Origin of the sequence: Spongiibacter pelagi (assembly GCF_014705705.1) — a bacterium.
Classification (GTDB): Bacteria; Pseudomonadota; Gammaproteobacteria; order Pseudomonadales; family Spongiibacteraceae; genus Spongiibacter; species Spongiibacter pelagi.
This window is the reverse complement of sequence record NZ_JACXLD010000004.1, coordinates 56844-75624: the sequence shown is the minus strand read 5'-3', so window position 1 is coordinate 75624 and position 18781 is coordinate 56844. Positions and strand designations below refer to the sequence as shown.

At 50.6% G+C, this 18781-nt stretch carries 15 protein-coding genes and 3 pseudogenes; 5 read left to right on the top strand and 13 right to left on the bottom strand.

Annotated features, from left to right (window positions below; translation table 11 throughout):
• Window positions 1-45: 45 nt before the first annotated feature.
• From IB286_RS08355 to IB286_RS15865, 9 genes and pseudogenes are all read right to left on the bottom strand, one after another.
• Window positions 46-567 carry a response regulator gene (locus tag IB286_RS08355; RefSeq protein WP_190764433.1) on the bottom strand — a complete coding sequence of 174 codons (522 nt, stop codon included), beginning with the start codon at window positions 565-567 and terminating at the stop codon, window positions 46-48.
• Window positions 557-1483: a MinD/ParA family ATP-binding protein gene (locus IB286_RS08350; protein WP_190764430.1), complete on the bottom strand. Its 927-nt coding sequence runs from the start codon at window positions 1481-1483 to the stop codon at window positions 557-559. Before IB286_RS08350 ends, IB286_RS08355 begins: the two co-directional genes overlap by 11 nt.
• A 14-nt stretch (window positions 1484-1497) precedes the next feature.
• Complete coding sequence (gene fliN / locus IB286_RS08345; RefSeq protein WP_190764428.1) at window positions 1498-1836, bottom strand: flagellar motor switch protein FliN; 339 nt, start codon at window positions 1834-1836, stop codon at window positions 1498-1500.
• A 13-nt stretch (window positions 1837-1849) separates the two neighbouring features.
• Window positions 1850-2821, bottom strand: a complete 972-nt coding sequence (locus tag IB286_RS08340; RefSeq protein ID WP_190764427.1) for a flagellar motor switch protein FliM — start codon at window positions 2819-2821, stop codon at window positions 1850-1852.
• Window positions 2822-2839: 18 nt separating this feature from the next.
• On the bottom strand, window positions 2840-3208 hold the full coding sequence (locus IB286_RS08335; RefSeq protein WP_190764425.1) for an Hpt domain-containing protein: 369 nt from the start codon (window positions 3206-3208) through the stop codon (window positions 2840-2842).
• A gap of 42 nt (window positions 3209-3250) precedes the next feature.
• The gene (locus tag IB286_RS08330) at window positions 3251-4384 is read right to left on the bottom strand and encodes a FliG C-terminal domain-containing protein (protein ID WP_190764423.1); all 1134 of its coding nucleotides are present in this window, start codon (window positions 4382-4384) and stop codon (window positions 3251-3253) included.
• A 254-nt stretch (window positions 4385-4638) separates the two neighbouring features.
• Window positions 4639-5433 (bottom strand): annotated as a pseudogene (ttcA, locus tag IB286_RS08325) (tRNA 2-thiocytidine(32) synthetase TtcA); the annotation flags it as partial.
• Between the two features lie 553 nt (window positions 5434-5986).
• A complete protein-coding gene (locus IB286_RS08320) occupies window positions 5987-7192 on the bottom strand; it encodes a cytochrome P450 (RefSeq protein WP_027873947.1) in 1206 nt (401 codons plus the stop codon).
• Window positions 7193-7331: 139 nt separating this feature from the next.
• A pseudogene (locus IB286_RS15865) lies at window positions 7332-7585 on the bottom strand (IS3 family transposase); the annotation flags it as partial.
• 265 nt (window positions 7586-7850) lie between these two features.
• Between IB286_RS15865 and IB286_RS08315 the strand changes: the two are divergent.
• Window positions 7851-8624: a helix-turn-helix transcriptional regulator gene (locus tag IB286_RS08315; RefSeq protein ID WP_027873948.1), complete on the top strand. Its 774-nt coding sequence runs from the start codon at window positions 7851-7853 to the stop codon at window positions 8622-8624.
• Window positions 8625-8757: 133 nt separating this feature from the next.
• On the opposite strand, the gene IB286_RS08310 is transcribed toward IB286_RS08315, so the two are convergent.
• From IB286_RS08310 to IB286_RS08295, 4 genes are all read right to left on the bottom strand, one after another.
• Window positions 8758-10119: a cytochrome P450 gene (locus tag IB286_RS08310; protein ID WP_051171146.1), complete on the bottom strand. Its 1362-nt coding sequence runs from the start codon at window positions 10117-10119 to the stop codon at window positions 8758-8760.
• A 549-nt stretch (window positions 10120-10668) separates the two neighbouring features.
• A complete protein-coding gene (locus IB286_RS08305; RefSeq protein WP_084498002.1) occupies window positions 10669-11070 on the bottom strand; it encodes a PaaI family thioesterase in 402 nt (133 codons plus the stop codon).
• A 9-nt stretch (window positions 11071-11079) separates the two neighbouring features.
• Entirely contained in the window at window positions 11080-11553 is a 474-nt protein-coding gene (locus IB286_RS08300) for a PaaI family thioesterase (RefSeq protein WP_051171147.1), read from the bottom strand.
• Between the two features lie 145 nt (window positions 11554-11698).
• On the bottom strand, window positions 11699-12208 hold the full coding sequence (locus IB286_RS08295; RefSeq protein WP_027873950.1) for a MarR family winged helix-turn-helix transcriptional regulator: 510 nt from the start codon (window positions 12206-12208) through the stop codon (window positions 11699-11701).
• A 40-nt stretch (window positions 12209-12248) separates the two neighbouring features.
• Between IB286_RS08295 and IB286_RS08290 the strand changes: the two genes are divergently transcribed.
• From IB286_RS08290 to IB286_RS08275, 4 genes and pseudogenes are all read left to right on the top strand, one after another.
• Window positions 12249-13415 carry an efflux RND transporter periplasmic adaptor subunit gene (locus IB286_RS08290; RefSeq protein ID WP_161624250.1) on the top strand — a complete coding sequence of 389 codons (1167 nt, stop codon included), beginning with the start codon at window positions 12249-12251 and terminating at the stop codon, window positions 13413-13415.
• Window positions 13415-16504, top strand: a complete 3090-nt coding sequence (locus IB286_RS08285) for an efflux RND transporter permease subunit (RefSeq protein WP_036256185.1) — start codon at window positions 13415-13417, stop codon at window positions 16502-16504. Before IB286_RS08290 ends, IB286_RS08285 begins: the two co-directional genes overlap by 1 nt.
• A complete protein-coding gene (gene traF, locus IB286_RS08280) occupies window positions 16501-17508 on the top strand; it encodes a conjugal transfer protein TraF (RefSeq protein ID WP_027873952.1) in 1008 nt (335 codons plus the stop codon). The genes IB286_RS08285 and traF overlap by 4 nt, the downstream gene beginning before the upstream one ends.
• 67 nt (window positions 17509-17575) lie before the next feature.
• A pseudogene (locus tag IB286_RS08275) lies at window positions 17576-18752 on the top strand (IS3 family transposase).
• Window positions 18753-18781 lie beyond the last annotated feature (29 nt).

The window sequence follows — 18781 nt, the reverse complement described above, 5'->3', positions numbered from 1 at the left end:
AGGTCGCTAATTTCACAGACCGAGCCCGCCATGCAGATATGAAGCCTACACTGCCCCAGTGATCTGGCGTATTTTGGTCTCGAGAATCGCTGCGGTGAACGGCTTGATAATATAGGCATTCACCCCGGCCCGAGCGGCGGCGAGGATATTTTCCCGCTGGGCATCGGCAGTGATAATCATCACCGGCATATGCGCCAAACGATGGTCAGCACGGATGGCTTGCAATAACTCCAAGCCAGAAATATCGGGCATTTTCAAATCACTGATCACCAGATCAACGGCTTCATTGTGGAGAATCCCCAGCGCAGTCTCACCATTCTCCGCTTCAATAATATGGTGATAGCCAATTTCAGCCAGCAAGTCCCGAATAATCCGCCGCATGGTCGCAAAATCTTCCACCAACAGGATTTTCAAGCCGCCAGATCGCGGCTCCGACGCTGAAAGCACGTCTTCTTCTTGTTCTTCAATGGCGAAAGGATCGGGGGCGGCATTCGTATTCCACTGCTCCGCCAAACCGGCATTCTCATCATTTTCGGGTGATTGAGGCCCCGGCTCTTCAGTTTGCATCAGCGCCCTCCTCGGAAGACGATTTAACTGCAGGAGGGGCCACCAACTCAGTAGTTTCGCTGCTTAGCAATTGATCGACAAAAAACGCCAGCGCCGCCTGCGGACGCTCTCGCGAGCGCCAGCCCGACAACTGTTCGGCCAAACGGAAAAAAGCCCGGCTAGACGCACTACCCGGCGACGCGTCTACCACCGCGCGCTGCTTTTTGACCGATTGCAGCAAGGCAGGATCACTGGGGATATAGCCAACAAACAGGAGGGAAACTTCGAGGAAACGCTCACAAACACCGCGTAGTTTTTCAAAAACCAGCCTGGCTTCGGGCTCGGAATCGGCCTTATTAACTAACACCCGAAAGCGCACTTTCTGAAAATCCTGATTCAACACCTTAATCATCGCGTAAGCATCAGTGATAGATGAAGGCTCATCACACAGCACCAGTAAAATTTCCTGGCTGGCACTGACTACGCGCAACACCGCATCGGCAATCCCGGCAGCCGTATCTACAATCAGAACATCAATTTGCTGCGACAGCTCATCGAAAGCCCGAATCAAACCCGCCTGCTCAAATTCATTCAAGCGGGTTAAGCGGCGCGCCCCCGACGCCGAAGGAATAATCCGAACCCCCGCCGGCCCACTCAGCATAATGTCGCGCAAACTACAGTCGCCATCTAAGACCTGCTCAATAGTGCGCTCTGCCCTGAGTCCCAACATCACATCGACATTGGCCAAGCCAAAATCGGCATCCAACAACGCGACCCGACGGCCCGATTTCGCCACCGCCACCGCTAAATTTATGGCGACACTGGTCTTGCCAACGCCACCTTTGCCACCGGTAATAGCCAACACCTGTATAGCGCCACTCCCCAAAGCTCGGCGCCGGTTTTGCAGCGTATTTGTGCCTGTCTTCGCCCCACTCATGGGAAAACCTCAACTCATCCCAAGGTCTGTAATCGTTCGCTAGGACTCAACACATCGGTCAGGCGAACGGCTAGGCGGTTCTCAACCACCACCACTTCCCCGCGGGCAATGAGCTTGCCATTGACCAATACATCAAGGGCTTGTCCGGCTTCTCGATCCAGCTCAACCACCTCACCCTGCTGCAGTTCAATTAATTGCCGAATACTCATTTCGGCACCGCCCACTTCTAAACTCAAACGCACCGGAACATCCAATACTTTGGCGATATCCGGACTGGTGGACGCTCGCGGACTCAAGCGATTATCAAAGGCCTTACGCTGGGCCTCAGTGGATTTATGCTGCTCATCACTCATCTAGTTATATCTCTTAATTGGGGCTGGCAATGGTAAGTTGCAGGCCTTTTACATCATCAGGCCCAGGCACGACATCCAACTGCAATGGGGTAATTTTTCGTCCCCGCACAGTAATTGCGGCACCGCGCCCCGTCAGCGGCAAAATATCGCCAACCTGAAGATTCGCCACAAAGCCCAGTGGCAAGGTTTTCTCATCAAGCAAATAACGGCTGGGAACCGAAACATCTAATACCGCTGCTGTCAGCGCATCGCTCCAGCGCGAGTCCTCGCCGCGATACTGGCCACCCCCACTCTGAGCAAGCGCATCTCTAAGTTCATCCAGCATTCTCACAGGTAAGACCAAGTGCATCTCACCACCACTACCGGCAATATCAACGAAGAAGCGACTGACCGCCATCACTTCAGAAGGCGCCGCCACACTCACCAGCGAGGGGTTCATTTCACTGCCCAAGGGCTCACACTTCAATTCACTAATATGCTTGGCAGAGGCCTCCAAATCGTCGTGAGCCATGCTGACTACTCGACCGACAATACGTCGTTCAGTAAGGGAAAACTGGCGAGAGACCGGCTGAGAAATCGCCATGCCACTACCAAAAAACGACTCCACCAAGCGAAAGACCAATTGTGCATCGAGTGCGAATAAGGCTGACCCCGGCAGCGGCTTTAGCCGCATCATATGAATACTGGTTGGCACATAGAGAGAGTGAAGATATTCAGAACAGGGCAAGTACTGGGTATCCAGTGGCGTCAGATCAATTTCCTGATTGAGGCTTTGCGCGAGGGAATCGCGAAAAATTTCGGCAAAGCGTCGATTCCATTGCTCCAGACCGGCAAAGCGCTGCTGCGGAGGCAACTGATCGGTGGCCAGATCAAAATGATTTGCCCGATCCGAGGTTTGCTGCGGAAGAGGATTTTCCTGCTGGATCGCCGCCAGCAAGGCATCAACCTCAAGCTGGCTTAAAATATCTTTGCTGCCCCTATCCACAGAAATGACCCCGCTCGTTCACGCTTCCTTACTCCACACTCGCAGCGCCTGTAAAACTATAGAAAAATGGGTGTTAATTTCGCTAAAAAGCCCTTGCGCCGCCGAAAAATCCGACTCCCGGCCGCAGCCTTCCATCAACTTCAGTTGCGAAGCCAAACCCAAGGCCCCCAAGCTGCCAGCCCCGCCCTTAAAGGTATGTGCCGCCTGCCGCAGCGGCTCGCCTTGTTGCTGGACAATGGCGGTTTGCATCTGCTCTAGGCGCTGAGTTCCATCCAGTTCAAAGCGGGCCACCAACTCATCGAGCTGATCTGGCATGATCATCTTTAATTCACTGAGCAAATCCCGGTCGAGCATTTCCCCGGTCATCGCGCTACTGTTTTCTATCATTTACAGATTCACCAAATATCTTTCACAACGGCAGAGAGTTAATTAGCTAATGGGCTCCACACCCAAGACCAACTCTCCCGCCTCCGCTAATTTTTTCGCCATCCCGACCAGTTCCTGTTTTACCGAATCAGCATCTTGCAGAGTCGTCCGTGGCTCATGAGCAGTTGCAGTTTGATTACTGACAGCCATCCCGGTATCAATGCCAGCGGCCACACTACCGCGACGAGATTCAGGCAAGGCCGCCATAAAATGCCCTCTGGCGGGCTGTTTCATTGAAGACAGTAAGGCGGACAAGGCCTCGTCACCGAACCAGCCCAATAAGCGGCCGAGCTGCATTTGCGGTAATTTGGCAATCTGATCGAAATCCAGCAGCGCATCCTGAATACGCTCCGCGGTTTTGGGGTGGTATTGCTGAATACCCGACAAAAGCTGGCTTTCGGTGCCCGGCTTCATGCCTTTAAGCATGGCAGTTACGCGCTGCTCACCGGAGAAGGCACGGTGAATATGGCCCTCGATGCGCTCTAATTTATGTTCTAGCAGGTAGTCGAGTTCGGCGACGGCCAGCGGCGACAATCCCGACATGGCAGACAAGCGCAACATCAGTTCTTCGGCTAATTCACTGTCAAACAAGGGAATTAACGCTCTGGCCTGCTCAACCGGCAAACAAGCCAATAATGCCGCCTGCACCTGTGGATGCTCATCCGCAATCAACTGCAACACCACCTCTGGATCTAACCAACGCAGCTTGTCAATTTGTCTTGATGAGTGATGTAAATCGAGATTCATCGCCAGTAGTTGACTGGCCTCTTCGCCAAATTCAGCATTAACTAGGGCGCGAATATCGAGCTTATTGCTTGGTTTTTTAACCTTGTCGCTGCCCATCAAAGCGGCGACAAAACTGAGCGCCGCGCGCGCCAAATCCTCATCGGAATACTCGTTGGCCTGCGCCTCCAATTTGATCAACAACTTGATATCGACGGGTTCCAGGTACCGTAATAGCGGCTTGGCCAAGCTACCGTCTAGCGCCATAAAAAGTGCGGCGGCCATCATCGCTTTTGCGCCAACCACACCTTCTTGAAACCACTGGTGTAACTCAAGGGCAACACGCTCTGGCTTGTCTTGAACAAGCTGCCGAAAACGAGCCATGGGGGCGGCGGTATCTAGCTGGGAAATCATCTCACATTCCGTCAATTTTATGACAAAACCATTAAAACGGATTTAAAATCCAAAAAATAGTCATTATTTTGACAAAAACAGCTATTTCAAGCTGATTTGTAGTGCCGCAAGACAAGTAAAGCAGTTTTTAGGCCAACCCTGTTTTTACTGGCAAGTGTGTTTTTGCTGAAAAGTGTTTTTGATGGATTGAAGACTAGCGCCGAAAAATATCGGCGCTTGAGAGCGTTTTCGAGAGAGCTAAGACAGATAGTCGCTTAAAGCTGGGTGACTTTAATTGTTTCAATTCCAGCCGGAAGCTGTGTTTGAACTCCTGTAGGAGACAACGACACACCACCAGCATCAATCGTTTGTTGGGCATCAAAAGGATATTCAGCGCGGGGCTCGCTACGGTCGAGGGTGAGATCGGCGAAATTAAACAGGTTTGGATCGGCCATTTGTGATGGCGCGATATTTTGCATGGCGGAAAAGATTTTCTCGATGCGACTGCCATCCTGCTTTTCCCAACTCAGCAACATTTGCCGGATATTCTGGCGCTGTAGATTTTCCTGAGAACCACAGAGGTTGCAGGGAATAATCGGGAATTCTTTATAGGCAGAAAACTGCTCGATATCCGCCTCGCGGCAGTATGCGAGCGGACGAATAATCACATTGCGCTTGTCATCAGACAGCAACTTGGGCGGCATTGCTGCCATCCGCGAGCCGTAAAACATGTTCAAAAACAGGGTTTGAACAATATCGTCTTTGTGGTGGCCCAGAGCAATTTTATTGGCGCCGATGTCTTCCGCAAATCCATACAGCGTGCCCCGACGCAAACGTGAGCACAGGCCGCAGGTGGTTTTGCCTTCCGGAATTTTCTCTTTAACAATCGAGTAGGTATCTTTATTAACGATGTAATATTCGATGCCCAAACTGTCCAGATAATTAGGCAACACATGCTCGGGAAAGCCCGGCTGCTTCTGATCCATATTCACCGCCACCAGCTCAAACTTCACCGGCGCGCTTTTCTGCAGATTCATCAGGATATCGAGCATGGTGTAGCTGTCCTTGCCTTGTATCCGGTAAGAAATCACAATAAGCACGATAAATTTCGAGGATAAAACAATTTTTCCATTATAAAGCAATAAGATAAGAAACAATTTACCCACACATATTGGGATATTTTTTTACAGCAATCTATTATTTCGTAAAGCACGAAACGGGGGCCCAATAGTAAGGGCTAAGAATGGGTCATACTGCCTAAATATCCTTTACAAATCTGAAGTCGAGCCAGCGGCTCTAATAGCGGCCTAATATAACTCTCTACCGGCGACCACCTACCAAAAGCGTATCGATTCACCCATAACTTGGCCGCTTTGGCCATCTTATGGTAGAAACCCGTGATGGCCAATTTATGGTAGGTCAGTTCCTGCCCAACGCAAGTAAAGTCGGCTGCTGGTAATAAGCGGACGGCTGGCCTGGACATCAATATGGCTGGTAGCAGCTCTTTCCAGACATTCCAACTATTTCGCTGGCGTGCCTGCTCCCGACCCATAGCAGCCATAGCGCGAACAGCCACGACTGGTTAAGGCGTGGCAATTAGACAACCCTGCGGCGTTCATGGCGTCATACTTTACGAATCATGGGTAGCTTTATCCACCCGCGCAGAACTGGTACGGGAATGCGCAAACCCTCTTCAGGTTTTAACTCAAAGCCAGGGAGCACGTCTACCAGATGCTCAAAGGCTATTTGTGCCTCAAGTCTTGCCAGGGCTGCACCCATGCAAAAATGCACTCCCTTTCCCAGTGACAAATGATCATTAGGGCTTCGCTCAATAATGAAACTTTCCGGGCTTTCAAAATGTCTCTCATCCCTGTTGGCTGAGGCGAACATTATCCAGACATTGTCATTTTCCCTAAGTTTCTTCCCTTTGTATTCAATATCTCGAGTTACTCGACGGAAGAGCCCATTTACCGGCCCTACGTAGCGAAGTGCTTCTTCGACAAATTGAGGAATCAGTGCTTTATTATTTTTCAGCTTCTCAAGTATCTCGGGTTGCTCCTGGAGTACAACCGCAGCGTTTGTTATTAAATTCGTGGTTGTCTCGTTGCCGGCAATCCACAACAATTTACAAAACCCTAAAAGTTCATTCGGCTTTAGCTGCTCGCCATCTTCATCGGCCAATTTAACGAGCGACGAAATCAGGTCACCTGCAGGGTTGAGTCGTTTTTCCTCAATGATTTCGGATAAAGTGTCGTTCATTTCAGTTGTGGCGTTAAAACGCTGTTTTTCTGTATAGCTTCCGCCGACACCAACTCCCAATGCCTCATTCCAAAATTTAAGCCGCTCGTAATATTCCAACGGTATTCCTAAAAGCTTTGCAATAACTGCCACCGGTAATGGACTTGCAAAATCTTTGTAGAGGTCTAACTCTCTTCCTTCGGAAGATTTGTTTTGTAAGTCAGAAATCAATTGATCGGCGATTCCACTTATCTCAGATTCCAATTGCGTTATGCGGCGCGATGTGAAGCTTCTGGCAAATATAGAGCGCAACCTGGTATGTTCTGGCGGGTCGTTTTGAATCATCGGCAAAAAGCCTACTACGTCCTCAGCTGAAGCATCATCCATTCGCAAACCACCGCCAGGGCCGCTCGAAGATGAAAAGTCTTCCGGCCGCTTTGCGAAATTATCCACGTCCTCATAGCGAGTAACCACCCAAAAGTTGAATTCCTCGCTCCAATACAGCGGGGCTTCCTCTCTCAGCTGTTGCCAGTACGGCTCAGGATTGTCGATATAATTCGGATCCAGCATGGGAAATAATTGTGTTGCCACGGCCTTCTAGCTCCTGCTAATCAATGTGTCGGACTTTCCAACTCCAAATATAGCAATAGAAACCTTGCGCTAAAATAGGTATATCTGACCGAATGATGGAGATGTGTGATCTGGACGCGCACCGCCTTTAAAGGGGGGCTTTCATGGTTTTGGCAACCCGATGTATCCCGCAGGTTTCTCCGACTTCGCGCAAATCCAGGAATACCCGTGGGGAGCCATAAACGCCCCGGCTTGCTGCATACGATGACCGGGTTAAGCCGGCACCCATAAATCTTCCATTGCCCCATCAGATAGCGATATTTGCGGCCATTGGTAGAAGCCGGCTCGTGCAACATTCAGTGAAAGACACATCGTTGTTACCGCAAATTCATACCGGTGTGCATTAACGAACTGGCGACTGAAAGTCCTTTGTCAACTACTTGGCGAACGGCCTCGTCCTTGAATTTCGGGGTATATCGTTGACTGCTCATATGACTTCCTCCTATGCTCAAGAATAGCGCGGAAGTGTCTATCTTTCTCGGGGAGTCCAAACATTCCTCCGACGAATGGTGTAATATGACCAATTGATGGCTATTTGTGATATACAATATAGGGTAGGCCACCCGATTATTTATGCTGGATAGAATAAGCCATCTTTTTTTAAAGCCAAGTACAGTTTATGAAAGAAGAAGGGAATTTCCGTGTAGACCTTGTCAGTTGCGAATATGTTTGGGTAGACAAGAATATTGGCAACGTTCCCATGAACACCAAAGAGTGGTGTCTTTACTACAATGCCGAGATTACCGCGGCTCTGCAGTATGAAGGTCGCCAAATTTTTCTTGAGCCAAATTGGATCTATTTAATACCGCCGCATACGGAGGTATACGGCACGCTACTTTCATCGTCTTTCCAGTTGGTACTTTATTTTTACCTGCCATCGATTCACCTCAATATAGAACCTGGTATCTATAAGGCTCCTGCGATTGACATAGTGATTGATCGGGTTACTCGGCTTAGTTCCATGGCAGAGAAAGATCGATACGGCTTAATTGGACAACTTTATAGCAACCTTTTAGTTAGTTACACCTTAAGCCAATTGGATATCACGTTATCCCAAAGAACGGTAATCGATCATCGCATTCAAAAATCAGTCACCTACCTGAATCGGTCTTACACACAGAATATCGCCATTGAAAATCTGGCTAACAGTCAGAATATGACAAGGGAGGCATTTAGTCGCTTGTTCAAGAAAGAGCTAGGTAGGCCACCTTTCGATTACATTAGCAACCTAAGAATGAACAAAGCACGGCTGCTTCTTCAGAATACAAATCAGTCGATTAAGTCAATCGCGCAAGCGGTGGGATACAGCGATCAATACAATTTTTCTAGGCTATTTAAAAAGCATTATGGCATGTCACCAAAAGCTTACAGGCTATCCCATCCTAAAGAATAAACTGGGGTATGAGATGCAAAGCATCTGCGAAGCTCGCTCGAACCCATGCCTCATACCACAGAAAAGTCCGGCGAACCACGCCAAAATTGTGCTGGTGCGATGGTTGGCCTACAGGGAGGCCCCGGCAGACGTATTACCCTAAACGCTTCAAATGCAGTGGTAGATCATCCGCTGGCTTGGGCAGTGGAACGGTCTGAAGTTTTTCACCGGAATCAGCCGCCAATGAGAACTCATAGCGACGCAGAAACTGGTGTAAAAAGTTCTTGGTCTGTGTCAACGCGAAGTGCATGCCGATACATTTATGAGCGCCGCCGCCGAAGCCGACAAAACTGAAGGGGTGGCGCTTGTGCTCGTTGCGAGGCTCCAGCCAGCGCTCAGGATCGAAGGTATGAGGATTATCCCAGTACTCGGCCATACGGTGGGTATACTGGGGCACCAGAAACAGAAGGGTGTTGGCAGGTATGCGGTAACCGCCGAGTTCGCAGTCGCGAATTGTTCTCCGCTGCGCCACCATCGCTGAGGGATGCAGTCGCAGGGTTTCCTTCACCGCCGCGTCGGCCAGTGGCATCTTTTCGAGATCGTCGTAATCCAGAAACTCCTTATCGATCGACGCCGCTTCCTCGCGCAAGCGCTGCTGCCACTCGGGATTCTCCCCGAGATGCAGCATCAAGTGACTAAGGGCACTGGTAGTGGTGTCGTGCGCAGCGAAGAGCAGGAAGCTCATGTGCGCGATGATGTCTTCGTCGCTGAAGTATTCACCGTCCTCAGTGGTTTCCCGGGTGAAGTAACTGAAGGTATCGATGCCTTTGCCGCGGCGTCGCTCCTCGATCAACGAACCGAAGAACTCCTGCAAATGGCGCTGGGCCTTTTTACCCCTGGCGTATTTAGTGCCGGGTATTTCCTTGGCGAAAAACCCCAGCAGGCCATTGGCGATGTCCAGGAAGGCATGATTCAAATTGGCGGCGCGATCATCGTCCTTGTCCAGCCCGACAAAAATTGTAGCGGCCACGTCCAACAGGGCCTGTTTTATGGCTGGGAAAAACAGGAAGTCTTCGCGACCGTCCCAGCCTTCCACAGCCTCCTTGAGCATAGGCCCCATAGTGCCGAAGTAGCCGCGCATGGCTTCGGTCTTGAACGCGCTCTGCATAATGCGGCGCTGGAAGCGATGCTCGCCGTGATCCCGCAGCAGCAGCGCTCCTTTGTAGAAGCGACCCAGAGTGCGCGCGTACCCCATCTCAGCGGAAAAATTCTTATCCTTGTCGAGGTAAACCTCCCCGTAGAGATCCGGCCCGATCAGCAGCACTCCCTTGAGGTACGCCACTCCTAGCCGCGATACTGGCCCGTAGCGGCAATACTGTCGGTCGATGGTGCCGTAAAGATCCGTCACCATCTCGAAGAAGTGCCCTATAACGGGAAGGCCAAAGGAGCCTGGAATGTGTTTCAGGTCGCGGTTGTCCGCGGCCTGCTTGTAGTTGTCCAATTCGGCAACGCTCATAATAGAATTCTTCACCTGTCTGGGGGTGTCGACACGGTTGTGCGGACACATCAAAAATTAGCTGCGGCCCTCTGCTTAAAAATCGCCTTCTGGCCCGCTGAAAGAGAACAGTTCACCGGGTCGTCCTACGAACTTTCCGTTTTCCCGTAATTGGTGACAGCCCAATGATTGGACTTGTGGATCCAATACAAGCGGGACTTTCGTCCTCAACTGTTGCGCGTACTGCGCAGGATCAACGGTATTATTGGGAACCAGCATGGGAAATGAATTTTGGCCATGCGCTTTTAGCTCGCGCCCCCAAAGTGTTGGCCTTTTCACTTGGGTAATCTAGCAACAGGCACCTCGAAAAAAATAGAGGCATTTGATCTAAAGATGGATACTTGTGATATGAAGGGTGTGGCGAGATGTGTTTACTCAGTCAGTAAAGATCACGCTTTGCCATGACGACAAAAGCAGTTTTGGTGAACGCTTAGGGCAACTCTTATAAAAATCCTCAATCGGGATTGCAATTGAAGTGGATGCCCCGGACTTTCTGCAGACCATGAGTTACTACTTTCCTGCGAACGTTAATGATGCGATTGCTGTTGGTTCATCCGGAGAGTTTTGCCACACAACAGCGCTGACCGTATGAACACGTTTTCCGCTTCGAACGACAGTGGCACGGCTAAACAAACTTTTATCACCTAAGGCTGGACGAAGGTAGCTCGTGTTTATAGAAAGCAATGCGCACTCTTTAGTCTTGGCAGAATTTATGACGGCGAGCGTCCCGGTCAGCTCAAGAACACCTGAAACTACGCCTCCGTGCCAGGCACGCAAAAGTGGGTTACCCGTAAAAACATTCTGCCACCGGGTTACGCACTCCGTCTCTGGTATTGAAGTAATTATTTCGGTCCCGTAGTTACGGGCATAAGGCGTTTCTTCAAGAAAATCGATAAGCTTTTGGTTTATCATTCGGCGTGCCTACGTTATTTCCATGCCAAGCACGGGGCCCGGCGTGTCAGATTTAAATATGCCAACAGCGTTGCAGCACATTATTTTTGAATTTACCTGATAAGCCGCCGCACCAACATAGATAAAATCCTCCGCATATTGATAGCAACTAGCTTCGATAACCAAGCCCCGCCCAGGCTCAGGTTTGCGCATGTAATCGATTCTTAGATTCACGGTCGCGATGGCTGCCGGCTTGCCGAGATGAAGCATCACCGCACAGCCGCAGGCGCTATCAATGGCCGTCGCTATTGCGGTTGTATGAAGACTGCCATTTTCTATTGAGTCAGCATGCTTACTCTGAAAAGGAAGATGAATTTTAGCGATATCTCCCTCTATATTTTGGAGCGTCAATCCAAGGTCACGATGCGTACCAACATGCGTGAAGAACATATCAAATAACTTTTCAGTGCTGCCAATACCAGTTTTTCCTTGCTCAAACACCATATTTTCCTCATTTAGATATTTAATAAGGCTCCGGATGCTCGAGGCATGCCTGGCATAGCATCGGCAGCTGCACGCAAGTCACAGCGTAGCGGAAATAATTATTACTAAAAGTTATTGCATCTTCTCTGTCTGCCCGAACCTGCAATCAGGTAAGCTCACGGACGCCGACCATGCGTGGCATATACGAATCCATTTCGCTAACACCATCATTTTCAATCTCTGCCTTACCGATTAAATTTTCGCGGACCTTGGCTAACATAGCGGTAAATTGCTCGCACTGCTTGACACTAAGCCCGCGCAGGGCGTCGGAGTAGAGTCGTATTGATTCTGCACGCATTGGCGCGACCAGCCGATCAAATGCTTTTGTGATGTAGATAAGATTGGCCCGCCTGTCTTCAGGGTGGGGACGTCGCTCAATTAAGCCCTTTTCCTGGAGGCGGTCGACAACTTTGCCCAGCGTGGCCCTGTCCATATCCGCCAGTTTCGCAAGATTAGTCTGGGTGTACCCATCTTCCCGATAAAGCTGTGCAAGCACAAACCACTGTGCTCGCGTCAAACCCAAGTGTCTGATTCGCGCATCGAAGGCCCGCCTCATCAGCCGCGCTGCATCGTCTAGCAGGTACCCTAAATTCCACTCCAAGTCCTCTCGCTTCATGGAATAACCTCTGTTTACATATGTTATGTATACTTATAGTATGTACAACGCCTTATTGCAAGAGGGTATTCCATTGCGCCTTATCAGCAAATCGATTTTTCTTGTGTCGCTGCCACTGATCGCCGCTTTTCATAGTGGCAAAGCATTTGCATCGGCAGAGAACGAAATTACTGAGCAAGCACCGCCATCCGAGCACTCTCAACCATCCCAATTCGCCTTACATACCGTCACTACTGAAAACGTTGTAAAACCCATTTTGGCAACCGGTACGATAATGGCTGCAAAATCCAGCAATATTGGCCCCAAGATCGAAGGAACGATTGAGGAAATCTATGTGCGCGTTGGCGATCGAGTGAAAGCTGGCGACGCCTTGTTTCGAACGCGAGACGTCGTACTCAGGTTACAAAAGCAGGAACTCGCTGCTTCATCCGCCCTATACGCGGCCGAATTTCGAAAGGCAAAGATTGAATTTAATCGGGTCTCCAATCTGCGCAACAAGGGAGTAGCTTCAGCAGCGCAATTTGACACCTCGGCCGCCGCTTTAGAAACTGCGAGAGCCCGTGTCGATATTACAAAGTCAAAACTCGCCCAGGTTGAACAGAGTCTTGAAGATGCTATTGCCCGCGCGCCCTACACCGGCGTAATCACCGAACGGTTTGTGGACGAAGGCGTTTTCATCTCAAGCCGAGCCTCAGGCATGGGAAACTCGGCCGTGGTCCAGGTAAAAAAAGCCGATCCTGTCGTAGCCGTCTGGAGTATAGCTGCCAAGTACTTACCCGAAATCACGTTAGGCACGAAAGTCGAAATCCGTATCGATGGTATACCGGATGTAATTGAATCTGAGATTCACATTATTAACGACCGAATCGATATAGCCTCTCGGTCGATTGACGCACGTTCAGTTATCACCAATGACGGCTACAAAATCAAACCGGGCCTTTTCGCGCGAGCCGAGATTTTTCCCAAGCCGCACAAAGTCGTTCTCCTCCCCCGTTCTTTATTGCGTGGCCCGCCCAACGACCCCTATGTCTTGCTCTACGAAGATGGCAAGGCAAGAATACGCCACTTAACAACACGTGACCACAACACTGATTCGGTTGAGGTGCTTAGTGGACTGGAGGCCGGCATGCGCGTATTGCCGAGCTCGCACCTTACTGACGTTTCTGACGATGTCGTCATGACCAGAAAAGAAGGATTGGAAAACTGATGTGGATTTCCGATCTGTCTATCCGACGACCGGTCTTTGCAACCATGCTAATCGGTGCACTGGTTGTACTTGGATCGATTTCGCTAGCACGTCTAGGTGTTAATTTTTTCCCCGAACTGGACATACCCTACGTATCTGTAACCACAGCGCTCGAGGGGGCATCGCCGGAAACTATTGAGACCGAAGTCACTGATGTCATTGAAGAAGCTGTAAACACCATAGCGGGCCTCAAACTTCTCCGTTCTGTGAGCTCAGAAGGACTGTCACAAATCTTTCTCGAATTTGAGATGGAGGACAACCTCGATGTTAAGGTCCAGGATGTCCGGGACAAGCTGGACGTTGCACGGCGTAATTTGCCCTTAGATATCGAGCCACCCATTGTTGAGAAAGTCGATCCTGCATCTGCGCCGATTTTGTCCGTCATGATCGCAAGTACGGTGCCAATCAGCGAACTGACAGTGTTTGCAGAGGACACCGTTAAGAATCGCCTCCAACGCGTTACCGGCGTCGGAACTGTAACAGTCGTTGGTGGACGTGAACGGCAAATACGAATTTGGCTAAATGCAGAACGCCTGCGCGCTTATGGTCTAACCGCCGATGAAGTAGTTCAGGCTATAAAGCGAGAACATGTGGAAGTACCAGGCGGCCGCATGGAAACCGAGATGAAAGATCGCGAATTCGGCGTTAAAACAAAAGGCGAGGTCGGTTCAATCCGTGAATTCGAAGAGCTCATCGTCGCATTTGACCGTCAAGCGCCTGTAAAGCTCGGTGATGTGTCCCGCATCGAGGATGGGTTGGAAGACGAGCGCACCTACGCGGAGTTAGACGGCCGCACCGGTATTTCCCTTGATATTCGCAGGCAATCTGGCACAAACGTCGTCGAAGTCGCCAACGCCGTAAAAGAGGCACTCGATGAGGTGCGGGCTTTAGCGCCAGAGGGAACAACTATCGTCACAGCTCAAGATGCATCTCTCTTCACCGAGGCCGGCATTCGAGACACATTTGCGGACATGATATTTGCCATCGGTCTCGTAGCTATCGTCACCTGGTTCTTTCTCCTCAGTATAGGGGCAACGCTGATTGTCTCTATCGCCATGCCATGTGCTTTAATTGCTACTTTTTTTGCCTTCTATACCGCAGACTTCACCATCAACATGATGACGCTGATTGCCCTCGCCATGGCCATCGGTCTTCTGGTGGACGATGCCATTGTTGTGCTAGAAAGTATTCAGCGGGAAATAGAAGGCGGCATGAGCCCGGCGAACGCAGCCTCCCACGGCGTCGATCGGGTGGGCGGTGCGGTCATTGCAGCGACAGTAGCAATCATGGCGGTTTACGTGCCCATCGCTTTTATGGAAGGGGTGATTGGCCGTTTTTTCCGTGAATATGGATTAACGGTAGTGTTTTCCATTGGAGTGTCGCTGCTCGTGTCGCTCACGCTCACACCTGCGCTGTGTGCTCGAATTTTAAAACCACAAGCGCACAAAGGCGCAATTAGCTCCCTAATCGATCGGGCTCTATCGCGCCTGGAAAACTGGTATAGCCGAATGCTGAGCATTTCCATTCGCTATCGCTATTTTGTGGTCGCGGCCGCGCTGGGTTCCGTGGTGATTGGCGTGCTCGTCGCTCAACGCTTGGCCATCGATTTTATCCCTTCGCTTGACAGGTCAGAGTTCATCGCCGACGTTGAATTGGAGCAAGGCGCAGGCATATCCCAGTCACGAGAGCTTGCGAAGCGCGCTGCCGCTGAGCTCGCAAAAATAAAACACGTTGATAACGTATTCTTCACCGTCGGCGGCAACCAGACCGAGCGGGTGAACGAGATTAGTTATTTTCTCAAACTTGTCCACAAAAAAGATCGCTTATCGGATCAATTTGACGTTATGGCCGAAGCGCGCCAGGTGCTCTACAAGGTTATACCCGAGGCCAAAACGATCTCTGTTTCTGAAATGCCCATCATGACCGGTGGCGGTCTTACGTCCTTTGATATGGAATATGCGTTGACCGGTTCAGATCTGGGGGAGCTTGAACGGATTACCGACGAGGTCATGCGACGTATGCGAGAAACCGGCATTTATGCGGATATACACTCTACGTACAAAATTGGCCGCCCAGAACTACAAATTGATGTCGATCGTGCCAAAGCGGCAGATTTAGGCGTCTCGATCAAAAGCCTTGCCAACAACGCGCGTATTATGCTGGGCGGGATAGAGGTCACTTCCTATGAGGAAAATGGAGAAAGGATCGAGGTGCGCGCCCAGATGGAGGAAGACGACCGCGCTGACATGCGCTGGGTCGAGCTCATTCAATCGCGGGCGTCGGACAGATCGCTCATTGATTTTGCCAATGTGGCCGACCTTCGCTTTGCTTCAGGCCCAGCCCAGATTGAGCGCCAGTCTCGATCCCGAAAAATTGGTATTTTCGCCAACACAAAGCCTGGCGTTGCGCTCGGGACTGCAACAGAGGAGCTAGACCGCATCGTCGCTGAGGTCGGCCTGCCCGAAGGTTATTCCGGCCTATACCTTGGTCAAGCCCGACGCATGCAGGACAGCACAGACGCGATTATTTTCGCCTTCGTTTTAGCCCTCGTGTCGCTTTACATGATCCTGGCGAGCTTATTTAACAGCTTTGTGCAGCCCCTAATTGTCATGGTCACGGCTCCCCTCTCTTTTATAGGCGCTTTCTCAATGCTCTATTTTTTCAATCAACCTTTGAACATTTTTGTTCAGATTGCACTCATTGCGCTCATGGGGCTTGTCATGAAAAATGGCATCCTGCTTGTAGACCTTGCAAATCAGTTCCGCGAGGCAGGGAAAGCGTCGAGGGACGCGGTGTTGAGTGCAGGCCCTCAGCGACTACGGCCAGTACTAATGACTGCTTTGTCCACTGTCTTGGGCATGGTGCCTGTGGCGTTAGCGAATAGCGACGGCTCTGAACTCCGTAATCCAGTCGGTTTTCTTGTCATCGGTGGTATGTCTTCGTCGACAATTCTCACGCTTCTGGTTTTACCAGCCGCCTATGTGATCGCGGACGATGCCGCACGATCGCTAAGAAAATTTAAAAGCGTAGCGCTAAGGAAGCGTGCGTGAAACATCCATTTATCATCCTGGTTACTTGCATCCGGCTAAGTACGCAAGTGCCTGTCGCAATCGCCCAACAGGCGCAATTAGTAGCGGCAGCGTTTTCCCCGTCACTTTTACCGGATAAACAGAGCGATAGCCCGCCATTACTGGGCATTACAGGGCGTGTTCGCATTACTGACAATGACAGATTCCTGAGTGAAGTGCTGGATTTAGCTGAACAAGCAAGAGGGCTCGGTGATCGTTCCGAATCCGGTGTGTTATTACTCGACTTCGAAACCGACTCTCTTATCGCGGAGATGAAAGAGCTGGATGGTCAATTCGCTACGGGTCGAGCTAATTTCGCGGTACTATTTGATGCGCCATTGCTACCAGAAGGTTGGCACCTGTGTGCTTGTGGCCAAGGGCGATTCGCCGGCACCTTTGTCTACGACCCCGAGGACGAACAGCGACTGCAATTGGCAACGATGACCGCGGGTCTCATGCCAGCCGATCTGGAATCCACGATAGAAACCGCCGGTGTAGCGGTAATCGATCTGGCTTTAATGAAACGCTTCAACGTCAACTGGCTAAAGGGTTTCAATTTCGGCGCCAGCTTCAAATACCAATACATTATCGTGCATGAACGAAAACTCCGATTGGTGGAGCACGAAGACGACGATCTTTTCGATCCCAGTCGCGACAGCAACGAGCATCATTTTGGCAATATCGATATAGGGCTAACCAAAAAATGGGCTTCATGGGATATCACCGCCGTATTGAGAAATCTCATTCCCGGCGAATTTGATGGTCCACTAACCGACTCCGGGTGGCAGTCCAGGCCTCATCTTGAGCTGCATGCGCAACGCCCCCTTTCGATCGGGTCTCTCTCGATATCGGGAGATATTACTGAGCGCACCGGCTTTTCACATGTACCCAAAGAACGCCGCACCGGTATTAAGCTTGTTTCTCCAATCCATCCAAAAATTAACTCGATTCTCGGTTATAAAAATTACGATAACAGCATCATGTAGTGGCATAGTGAATTTGGCCACCTAATTAGAGGTGATAGCATCACCTCATTCGATTACAGGTGACCCAATGACCAGACCATCACGCCCGACCTTCAGCCCCGAGTTTCGGCTCGAATCCGCACAGCTCGTCGTTGACCAGGGCATTCAGTGAAAGACGCCGCCGAAGCCATGAACGTGGGCAAGTCCACGATGGACAAATGGGTTCGCCAACTCAAGCAAGAACGTTCTGGTGGCAGCTACGATGCCTCTCCTATGACCTCAGAACAGCGTCGTATTCGGGAGCTCGAGCGGCAAGTTAAGCGCCTTGAAACAGAGAAAGACATTTTAAAAAAGGGTATGGCTCTCTTGATGTCAGACGAGCTGAAAAATATTCGATAATTCAGCGGCTTCAAGAGAGCTATCCCGTAAAGCTGCTGTGCCAGACATTCGATATTCAGCGTAGCAGTTACAAGTACTGGCGTAGTCGCCCAGAAGGCGATAGCCCCTACCGTCGCAAGCTGAAGTTGATGGTACGTGCCGCACACCAGTTGAGTGGTGGCTCCGCAGGTGCCAGAACGGTTGCCTCTATCGTCAACCAGCGAGGCGAAAAGCTAACGCGATATGTGGCGGGTGGTTTGATGAAAGAGTTGGGGCTGGTGAGTAATCAGCTGCCCAAACACGCTTATAAACGGGCTGAGAAGCTGCATGTGGCCATTCCCAACACACTGGATCGGCAGTTCGCTGTGGGTAAACCCAACCAGGTTTGGTGTGGTGATATTACCTACATCTGGACAGGCCAACGATGGGCTTATCTGGCGGTAGTGCTGGATCTATACGCTCGGAAACCGGTTGGCTGGGCGTTGTCGCTAAAGGCTGACAGCGAGCTAACCAGTAAGGCGTTACTGATGGCTTACGAATCGAGAGGAAGGCCTAATGGCTTGTTGTTCCATTCAGATCAAGGCGTTCAATACACCAGCCTGCGCTTCCGGCAACACTTGTGGCGCTACCAGATAAAGCAGAGCATGAGTCGACGGGGTAACTGCTGGGATAATGCACCAATGGAACGGTTCTTCCGCAGCCTGAAAACCGAGTGGGTACCGGAAACGGGATACCGCTCTTTTGCTGAAGCGAAGCAGTCGATCACGGATTATGTGATTGGCTACTACAGCGGAATCAGGCCGCATCGACACAACGATGACCTGCCGCCAAATGTGGCAGAAAGTATGTACTGGAAAACTTATAAACCCGTGGCCAGTTTTACTTGACCACTACACTTCCTCAAGAAGGTTACGCT